Source organism: Steroidobacter cummioxidans (genome assembly GCF_003104955.1).
This window is the reverse complement of sequence record NZ_LSRW01000086.1, coordinates 39,766-48,100: the sequence shown is the minus strand read 5'-3', so window position 1 is coordinate 48,100 and position 8,335 is coordinate 39,766. Positions and strand designations below refer to the sequence as shown.

Annotated in this window: 5 protein-coding genes and 1 pseudogene; all 6 read right to left on the bottom strand. The window is 57.9% G+C overall.

Annotated elements, in window-relative coordinates:
- Positions 1 to 596: pseudogene (locus D0550_RS30120) on the bottom strand (hypothetical protein); the annotation flags it as partial.
- A 323-nt stretch (positions 597 to 919) separates the two neighbouring features.
- Positions 920 to 1,816, bottom strand: coding sequence for a competence protein CoiA family protein (locus D0550_RS30115; RefSeq protein ID WP_116812898.1), 897 nt, complete (start codon positions 1,814 to 1,816; stop codon positions 920 to 922).
- Positions 1,817 to 1,960: 144 nt separating this feature from the next.
- Positions 1,961 to 4,459 (bottom strand): Hsp70 family protein, encoded by a 2,499-nt coding sequence (locus D0550_RS30110; protein ID WP_116812897.1) that lies wholly within the window; start codon positions 4,457 to 4,459, stop codon positions 1,961 to 1,963.
- Complete coding sequence (locus D0550_RS30105; RefSeq protein ID WP_116812896.1) at positions 4,456 to 4,833, bottom strand: hypothetical protein; 378 nt, start codon at positions 4,831 to 4,833, stop codon at positions 4,456 to 4,458. The genes D0550_RS30110 and D0550_RS30105 overlap by 4 nt, the downstream gene beginning before the upstream one ends.
- A gap of 4 nt (positions 4,834 to 4,837) precedes the next feature.
- Positions 4,838 to 6,958 carry a tetratricopeptide repeat protein gene (locus D0550_RS30100; RefSeq protein ID WP_116812895.1) on the bottom strand — a complete coding sequence of 707 codons (2,121 nt, stop codon included), beginning with the start codon at positions 6,956 to 6,958 and terminating at the stop codon, positions 4,838 to 4,840.
- Between the two features lie 196 nt (positions 6,959 to 7,154).
- Positions 7,155 to 7,712, bottom strand: coding sequence for a hypothetical protein (locus tag D0550_RS30095; protein ID WP_116812894.1), 558 nt, complete (start codon positions 7,710 to 7,712; stop codon positions 7,155 to 7,157).
- Between the last annotated feature and the right edge of the window lie 623 nt (positions 7,713 to 8,335).

Sequence of the window (8,335 nt, the reverse complement as noted above, 5' to 3'; positions counted from 1 at the left end):
GCCACCTCGCCTTCTACGCGGTGCCAGCCATCATCCACGACGACCGCCTTCCCTATGAGGTTGCTTGCCTCTGGTTCCAGCGGAGGGACGTGCCCGACGAGTGGCACAGTGAGACTCACTGTCACTGACTGGTTGATTGACACGATGGTCACGGGATTGTCGGCGACGGCGGCGGATAAATTCAGGGCTTCTTCGACGTGCTGCACCCATTTCGTATCGTCGATCGTTACCGTCCGTGGATTCCGCAAGGCTCCGACGGTCAACTTCTCCGCCCAGTACATTGGCGCATACGTCTCACTGCCTTCCGAGTTGCGGCCGACGTATTCACGATTGACGTCGGTCATGACGGGCACGTTATCCGGAAGGTCGGTTTCAAGCCAGAAGGTAACTTGGTCGCCCTCGAGCTTCCCTCTGATCTCGAAACGATCCGCGATTACTTCGGGCAAAGGCGCGGGGGCCGATGCTCCTGAAGAAGACGCGGCTGGATCCGCAGACGCAGAGGTGGATGGCGGCGCGGAGGATCCGCAGGAAGCACCAAAGGCCGAGACCAGAACAGTGATCAAGGCTGGTCCTGCTTGCGTCAAGCGAACATTCATGTTGTTGCCGTCTCTGGGGGCAGCTTGTGCGAAGGCTGAAGTGTACCCGCAAGAAGCGGGTAGGAGTCCGTGACACGCGCACGTTCTTGGTGAACGAGAGCTGCCGACGGCTCGGACCCCCAGAGCCGGAGTACCTGGAAGAAGGCTCTGGTTTGCTCCCGACAGTGAGCCTCATCTTTGTGAACGCTACCCCAAGCGGTAGGCGGGATTCGACGGTTCAAAATAGGGGCTTTCGCGAACGGACGCGGCCGGCGATCAATTGCGCTTCCGTCGAGTTCGCGGTCAATTATGACCTTGAGCCCCTCCCTCTCCTTGATCGGAGATCATTTCGACTTACGCTTGGCAATGGCTTCCCTGAAAACGTCGGCCGTCTCCAACACAGTCGGGTATCGGCCATGGTGAGCGAAGAACTCCGCCATCGGGTTCTCGACGTCGCTTTTAGGCATGGATTTTACCGCTTGGCGAATGGGCTCAGCTCGACCCTCATTCGCCTTTGCGCGCACTGCTTGCTCACGGCGTTGGCGTTCTAGTTCCTGGCGATAGAGTTCTTCAAGCCGTCGCTCGCATTCCAACTCGCGTGGGTGGAAAAGCCAGCACTTGCCGGCGGTGTTGTTCAAGATGCGGGCTGCAAGCGCGGAACGCGATAGTCGAGCGTGCTCTGGCATCAACGTGAGTTCGAGCGCCGGAAGATTCAGCTCGCGAAGACGGTTTTGCTTCTCTGCGTCCACGGAGTGGTGAACTGCAATTTCGAGCAAAATCGTGCGAGCGGAGCCATCGCGCGCCTGCGTCGTGAGTACCACGTCCGGTACGACCTCCTCGAAGACGCGAGGTTCGATCAAGACCTGCGACAGGCGAGCTCGCCCTCCAGAGACAATCGTCTTTTCAAGCTTGACTAGCTGATCTCTAAGCGCCCGCTCGCCGCGCCAGGTGTAATCTGGGAGGATGAAAACCGAAGCGGCGCTCAGAATCTCCTTGGCGAGACGATGCAGGAGCGTCTCAAGCGCGCCGGTGCACTGGTTCTGCTGAGCATGAGCAAAATGATGAACCCGAATCTCACCCTGCTTAGCTATCAGCGGTTCGGCGCAACTTACGCAGCAGCAACCGCACGCCTTCCCGCGCGGCACGCAATCAACATGCACGAGCTCGCCCGACTCATTGAGGCCATAGCCAATGTATTGATCATCGTGCGGAAGATCACGGCGTGTCACTGTGCTGGCCATCGGCTGGTCTGCGGACTCAATCGTGCGGTGTTAACTCGCGCTCGAACATACGTAGCCCGTATGGACCACAACTCGTCGTGATAGTGACGCTTCACTTGACGGGAGGTGTCTTGCGCTCCTGGTGCGGCGGTGTGCTGCTGCCTGTCACATGATGCCGGTGTGTAGCCGAATCTCTTCGACTGTCCGCTCCCGATCAGGCAGCAGATCCAGGAGTCGCCCCACGACCTGGGCGAGGTCCTGCCAGCGCTCCTGACGCAGATGTGACTTTCCAGCTTCGATGAGCTGACGCGCCTGCACCGGATCATTCATGGAAGGTTGGTCAGACATCAGACGCTCAAACATGGCGATCTGGAAGTCGGGCAGCCGGATCAGGATGCTGTAGCGCAAGGCTTCCAGTTCTGACACCGCAGCCTCGATCCGCTCGGGGTTCGTAGACTCGATGAAGGCCGCCTCCGCGTTAACGACATCCGCAAGACGATGCCGATCGCGATCGTTGCCGTGTTTCTGGACGAGTTCGGCTGCGAGTTTGCGCGATTCCCGATAGGCCTTTCGACCGGCGTCCAGGCGCTTCGTGGAGGTCATCTGGAATACGGATTGCGCCACTTGCCGCTTGCGGTCTTCCAGCTTGAAGCGGTCATCCGTCACATCGTCACTGGCAAGCTTAGACGCCTGAGACATTAAGGCCTGCGTTTGCTCGAGGAGCTTGTCGAGTTCAGCGACCAACTGCGGCTTTTGATTGTCCTGCGCCGTTTCCTGCTCCTGCTGGATCAATTCCTCTAGCTGCATCAGCTCCGTCGACAGAATGGCTACCGGCACACTGCGCGCCTTCGGATCGAAGACCTGCGAGAACTCCTGCCCGGTGCCGTTTAAGTAGGCGGAGACGGTGAGGTCGCGCGATTCACTCATGGTGAATGACAAGTCCACTTCCGTGCCGCGCAACAAGTCCTTCGAGAGCTGACTGCCGGTGATGCGAAGTACACCGAGGGGTTTATTCGTGGAGGAGTGATGCTCCGCGGAGCCCTCCACGATGATGATGCGAATCTCATCGGTCGAGCCCTTCAGGATCGACTTGGCCACCTCCACCGTGCGCTTCGCTTTCGCCGGCAGCACCGTGTTACGGGTGAATACACATTCCAGTCGCGTGTCGTTCTTGGCCACGTCATCCTTAACGAGGCTCAAATCCTCGGGGAGCATCTGGCCGGCCACGCTGTAGCGGCCCTGTGCAATCTGGATCGTGTCAACGCCACAGGGGATCGCCGTGCCCTGCCCGTCCACCACCTTGAACGAAAAGACGTTGTAGGCGCCCGCACGCAGCGGCAGGTCCTCAGAGATCCGACTGGTCAGCGCCTTGAGTCCGCTGTCGAAAGCGCCATCATCGCGCTGGATGCGATAAAACAGTCCGGCGAGATTGCCTTCCGCCTTGGCATTGAATGCCTCCTCGTCGTCCTGTGAATTGCGATTGTAGTTCACCCGAAGCTTCAAGCTTCGGGCGGTTGGCGCCGCGGAACTCTGAGCGTCGCCTGCGATCTCGCGCGTGGCGGAGAAAAAAGCCGCGCCGACGGCGATCGCGTTCGTCGGGTCGATATCAGTATTCACTGGAATGCCGAGCAGTTCCTCGATTCGCTTACGCACGAACGGCGTATACGTCGTGCCGCCCACCATGAGCACGAACTTGAGGTCGGCCGGCTGCAGTGAGTTGCGGGTCAGGATCTTCTTCAGCATCACTGCCGTCCCATCGACCGCCTCCTTGATCAGCCCTTCGTATTCCGAGCGCGTAATCGAGATGAGGGCATCTAAGGACTTGCCGTCGTCGTCCTCTAGGTTTCGCACCATTCCGAGATCAATTTCGGCAGACGATTTCGCCGACAGCTCCATTTTGGCCTCTTCTGCCTTTTGCAGAAGCACGGGGTACAGTGAGGAATATCGGCCCGACTCGCTACGCAGCTGTGCGAGCAGGTCATCGAAGCGGCCGCGCCGCTCGAGCGCCGGAACAATGAGCTTCTCGACGATTAGCGCATCGAAGTCCGTACCGCCGAGGTAGTTGTCACCTTCATGGTCGACCACGGTGAGCTCGCCCTCGACGATCTTCACCAGGGCTACATCGAACGTGCCGCCGCCGAAGTCGTAGACGATCCATTGGCTGTTGCGCAGATCCTGCGCGCCGGTGCGATTGGCGTAGGCAAGGCTCGCCGCGATCGGCTCCTGCAGCAGGAGCACGTGCTTGAAGCCCGCGAGCTTGCCCGCCTCCTTAGTCGCGTTCGACTGCAGAGTGTCGAAAGAGGCCGGAATCGTAATGCAGGCCGCATCCACCTGTTCGCCCGACTGCACGAAGTTTTTCAGCTCCTTCAAAACGAAGGCCGACAGCTCCGTTGGTGTTTTAGACCCATTTACGGATTTAATCTTGAACGTCTCGGACGTGCCCATCTTGCGCTTGAAGCGGCTGACGACACTCTTCGCATCCTTCTCTGCGTACACGCGTGCGGTGTCGCCCACCATGATCCGATCGTTGCGGAAAGCGACCACCGAGGGCAGCGTCTCCTTGAACCCAATCGGGTTCTTGAACACTTCCACCTGCCCGCGGTTAAACCGGGCGATCAGGGAATTGGTGGTACCGAGGTCAATGCCGAAATTGATCGTGCTCATTGGGGTACTGATGGCGAGTTTTGGTGTGCTTGGGCGTCCGCTCGAACGACGACGATGCCTTTCTGGATCACTCGGGAGGTGGCTTCCGTACCGGCTCGAATAATGGGTTTGATGACTTCCACGACACTCAAGGAATCGGTGGCTTCGCCACTGATCGTGGCTTCAAGGTCGGTGCGCGTTTCATCGAACCGCTCGCCCATGGGATCTTCGTAAAAAAGAAGCGCGTTCTGCTCGATTTCTTCGCGGATGCGCTGCACATTGCGTGTCACATTTCCGGGGTCGCCATGCACGCGCAACTTGCTTTCGATCTCGTAGAGCTGGTTCAGCGTCGTGATGACGTACTTCACCAAAGGGATTTGCAGCACTTGGCTCATGGTTTCACTCGGGGTCGCGGGCCAGCAAGGGGAGTAAGACCGCGTTCTGCGTCAGCCGCATGTCGAACGCGATCTGGTTTTTAGGTGTCAGCTTGTCCCAGACTAGGACGTTGCCATTGACGACCTTCGACTCGATCTGGGTCCAGGGGACGTGCACCCGCTTGTTGGTGAACCAGCCGGCGCGCTCAAATTCGATGCCCGCTTTCGTGAGTTTGCAGGCGCCGACGAATAAAGGTTTGTTGGCCTTGAGCTGCTTATCGATGCGCTCCAGTACGTGAGGCACGACATAGCTAATGGCGGCATCGAGTAGCTTGCCAAAGTGCGTTCGATTCGCCTCGATGTCGGTGGCCGTCTTCCAGCTGAAGAGCAGTTCTTCCGCATTCAGATCCATGAATCCGACGGTGAACTCGACGATGCCGTTGTCGTTAAGTGCGCCCCAACGTAACGCTTGAATTTGCGTGACTGGAAGGTTGCGATCGCCTTGCTGGACGAACTCGCGCGTGATCTTCCACTCCGACTTGCCGCTCGTGAGATGAGCTTCATGTTTCTTCTGCTCTCGAAGCATGTCTTGCAGCTTCGAGTAATCCTCCTCGAGCTGATGATTGAGTGCAGTCGATTTAAAATGGAAGGCGCGCGTGAGCTCAAGGATGGAGGTTGCAAGAAGCGTGTCGTCGTGTTGATTGTGAGCGGCGAGCGACATGTCTCGGAGGGATTTGACGGCTGCATTCTGCAGATCCCGAAATGGGTGCGGCAGTAGGTTCAGGATCGCGACCGCCGGCAGTTTCGTCAGTGCTTCGACCTTCGCGAGATCGGGCTTCGTCTTCTCAGCCTCGCTCGCCGCATCGCGAAACGGTTCCAGCAGCTGCTCGACATGCCGCCGACCCGCTTCAAAGCACTGGTCCTCGTGTTCCGGAAGAACCCAGCGCCGGCCATCGAACAGTACTTCAAGGAGCGTAAGGTTGCGGGTTTCGAATGCCTTGTTCAACACCGCATTGTATTGACGAGCGAACATGGAGCTGAGCCACGGTAGGAAAGTGTCCTCGTCGGAATCCATCGTTTCCAGCAGGTCGATCGGGGAGCGTGTCGGCGCGGCGGTGAAGAAAGCGTGAGAACCTCGGGACAGAAAATCCAGCAATGGCTTCTCGTTGAACACCAGCCAGTGCGCCTTTCGCTTGGTGTCATCGTTGAGCTCTTCGCAGACGGCCAATGCCCGAGAGCGGTCAACCACATGATCTGCCATCCAGCCGAGCTTACCCTCTTCGAGCTCAATTTCGCTCATCAGCTGTTTCTTCAACCTCTGAAGCACCTTGGCATCGAGCATGTCGAAGGTGTAGTTGGTTTCGCGGATATTGAGCAGCTCAAACGGATTCAGGTAGGTGCTGAACCAAGCTTCCGCATCGAGGACCGAGTCGGCACCGGCACGAAGTTCGGTTCTCAGTTTGAGAAGGCGCGGCAGCACTTCCGCAATCTTCTTGGACGCCTTGGCGGCTGCAGGTTCTGCGGGATAACGGTGCTCACACAGGCGCCAGGCGTCGATCGCATCCACGTCCTGTGAGATCTCAGGATCGTTATAGACCAGGCCCATGTTGAAGAGGCTCGAAGCCTCCTCTTTCTTGCGGGCGCACTTGCGATAGCACCTCAGCGCATCGTGCGGACGGTCATGTCGCCAGTGCGCAGTACCTAGTCGAAGCACAAGTGAGTGGTGGTCGAGATTACCGAGTTCCTCCAGCCTCGCGAGCGCCCCGTACTCCCCTTCCTCATCCTTCTGCTCTTCGCACCATTCCGCGAGATTGAAGAGGGCGAGACCATTCTCTGTCCCAAGCCTGAACGCGTTGCGCAGCGGCTCCTCCGCCTCGTCCCGTCGACCCACTTCATACAGTGCGTTCCCGTACAGGGCCCAGGCGTCGGCGTAATCTGGGGCAAGTTCGGTCACCTTGCCAAAGGCCCGCGCCGCACCAGCGTGATCCTTCAGTCCAAGGCAGGCTCGGCCCAGCATCCACCACGCATTAGGTTCATTGGCATCCTGCCGCGTCGCTTCTCTAGCAGAGATCTGCGCTTCGTCATGGCGCCCACGACGCAACTGATCCTTAGCCTTCGCTACCAGCTCTTCTACGCTTAGAGTCATAGATGACCTTGAAGGTCTCCTTGAGTTGTGTTGGCGACTCGGCACCCGCTGAGCGCGCCATGTTGTCCAGTCATCATCCTGCACTGCTCGGGAGCGTTCAAGAGCCTTAAAGGGCTCTGCGAGTTATGTCGCAAAGGGAGCGAGCGTTGTTAAGACATAGATGTGGCGACAGAACGGCAGCGGGTGTTTTGATTGTTCAAAAGTCCGACGGTCCCACGCCTGAGCGGTGCTCTTCAAGCATCGCCCGCATGTACCACTGCTGATGAAATTCGTTGTGATCCTCCATCTGCCGAGATAGCACGCCCAAGATACCTCCGGTCCACTCGCCAAAGGCGTGCTCGCCGGTCGGCCGGTACAAGTTCGAAGGAAGCGTCCGGATCGTGTACATTGGGTTCTGCTCGCCGAACTCCTTGCCTAAAGTCTGAAAGTACTCCCCTTCGAGGAGAAATTTGGGTTCGCCACGATAGGCGAGCGTCACGCGCTCGTAGCGATGGCTTTCTTGCCTCTGAGCAAACTGAAATAGCAGACGAGTGACGTCGGCCATGCTCTTCTCGCGGTCAACTCGGCGCAGGTCAAACACAATCGAGCTCGGTACGAGGAAATAGTCGAAGTGAGCAAAGGCGCGGATGCCATCGTTGCGAGGATCCTCTTTCATCGCCTCTGCAAGGCTTCGATGAACGAAGAGGTAGTTCACGGTCAGCACGAGGACAACGCCTGCAACGATTGCGATCGTGAACTTCTGCCAGCCCTTCATGCCTAGTCTCCTCTACTGACCTTCAAGCCGCGGTTCTTGTGTCACTACGCCGTGGACTTCGCCTCGGAGTTGAGCGCCATTGACTGGCCGCGACACGAGCCAATCCGAGATTCTGTTGGCGATGTCTGCTCCGAAGTGACCACCTCTAGGGTATGCAAATCTTATGTTGTCGCACTCGAGTGAGCGCGGCGCCTCCCAAGCTCGCGCGCCGCGACAAATTACGACAAAACGTTCTCTTCGTTGGGCTTGTGGAATGAGAACTTCGTGTAGATACCGTCTAGCGATCTGAGCGCTAGGCAAATTCTTGAGAAATGATTCGGAGAGAAGCTTAGCGTTCTGCGACGCGTACGGACATACATTAAAGATGGCCACGTTCTTGACCAGCTCCTGTTTGCTCAGACGGATTCGCTGCACGCGTGAAAAGAACCACTTATCCCAGCGTGGTATCACTATTGGAAAGTCGTGCTCCCCCGTGATCTGCTGAAAGAGGATTCCTCTGCCTTCTTCCGTCTCCAAGAACTCCTTGTCTGGCCCCTCAATCCCTGGATTAAGAAAACAAGCTACTATCGGCGCTGTCTTTAGCCGCCCGTTTACATGTCCGGGTGGAATCGAAAGCTCGAAGA